Raw genomic sequence first — 1400 nt, 5'->3', positions numbered from 1 at the left:
GGCCGAAGAACCGGTCGGCGTCGGTGACCTGGTACGCGGCCAGTCCGGCGTAGGGGGCGTCGCCGTGGTCCGCCCCCACCGAGGCCAGCTCCCGCCAGCGGGCGCTCCACTGCTCGACGTCACCCCCGCAGGCCCGGACGAAGGCCTTGGTCACCGCCAGGCTGGGCAACCTGCGCCCGGCCACCGCCTCGGACAGCGCGGCGGCCGAGTAGTTCGCCAGGCGGCCGAGTTCGCGGTAGGACGGCAGCCCGGCCCCACGCCGCAACCGCCGCAGGTCGCCCGCGAACTTGAGCACCGGCGTGTCCTCGTCGGCCAGAGGACGTTCCGCACGCGGCACCCTGCTCCCCCTTCGACTCCCCCGATTCTCCCGGTGGAAGTCGCGGCACGACGGCCGCCGTACGGACCAGGCGGCTGCGGGAAGTGGCCGCCGCCGCGGGATCCCGTGATGTGCGCGGGCCAGCGCGTGACGTGCAGCGGCGGACCCCCTCGACGAGGGGATCCGCCGCTGTGCCACGGAGCGGAGAGAACTACCGGAGCTTGTACGCGCGGGTCAGGGTTTCCTCGAACGTGTTGCCCTTGCTGTCCGAGCCGTTCACCCGCAGCGAGGCGTACGCGCCCGCCTTCGCGGCGTTGCGGACCATCGCGGTGCGGCCGATCACGGGGGCCTCGGACCACGTGCCGCCGTCGTCGAAGGACACCTCCACGCGCAGGCGCTGCAAGCGCCCGCTGTCGCCGGACTCCTGCTGGGTGACCTCCAGCGGCACGGCGAAGAACCGGCCCGCGTCGGTCGCGCCGCTCGCGTCCAGCTTCGGGGTGAAGCGGACGACGGTCAGCGGCAGGGCCCGCAGTTCTTCACCGGGTGCGGTGTCGGAGCGGAACGTCCACGCCGTCAGCACCCGCGTGGTGAACTCGGAGACCTCGCTCGACCGCGAGCTCTCCGTCTCCAGCCGGTAGTCCGCCTGACCCGGCGGCACGGGGAACGCCCCGATGCCGGGCAACGAGGTCTCGCCCACCTTCTCGCCGTTGCGCAGGAGCGTGGTCCGGGACGTGCCGGTCAGCGAGTCGCCGCGGTTGCCCGCGCCGTCGCCGAACAGCCACAGGTCGGCCACCACGAGGTCGCCCACGCGGAACAGGGAAGGCCTTTCCCAGGGCGACGGGACCGGGCCGATGACCGGGAAGCCCAACGCCTCGGTGTACTTCCGACCCGGCCGGTAGGTGCGGTCGGAGCTGAACAGCACCGTGTCCACCGCCTCCGGCGTGCCCTGGACCAACTGCCAGCGCCACGTCACGTTCGCCGCGAGGAGGTGGTCGACCGCGCCGCTCGACGGCTCGGCCGCGACCGCGCCGCCGACCCCGTAGATGCCGTCCGCCGTCGTCGGGCTGCCGGAGTGCTCACCGAC

1 protein-coding gene and 1 pseudogene are annotated in these 1400 nt (G+C 73.6%); both read right to left on the bottom strand.

Annotation, left to right across the window (positions count from 1 at the left end; all coding sequences use genetic code 11):
* On the bottom strand, nucleotides 1-337 hold a 337-nt coding region (locus AB0G02_RS40350), incomplete at its 3' end, for a helix-turn-helix transcriptional regulator (RefSeq protein WP_360805862.1).
* A 190-nt stretch (nucleotides 338-527) separates the two neighbouring features.
* Nucleotides 528-1400 (bottom strand): annotated as a pseudogene (locus AB0G02_RS40345) (peptidase S8); the annotation flags it as partial.

The sequence above is a fragment of the Actinosynnema sp. NPDC023658 genome, from assembly GCF_040639995.1.
Classification (GTDB): domain Bacteria; phylum Actinomycetota; class Actinomycetes; order Mycobacteriales; family Pseudonocardiaceae; genus Actinosynnema.
Note: the sequence above shows the minus strand (reverse complement) of the source record. Positions and strands in the feature narration are given on the sequence as shown.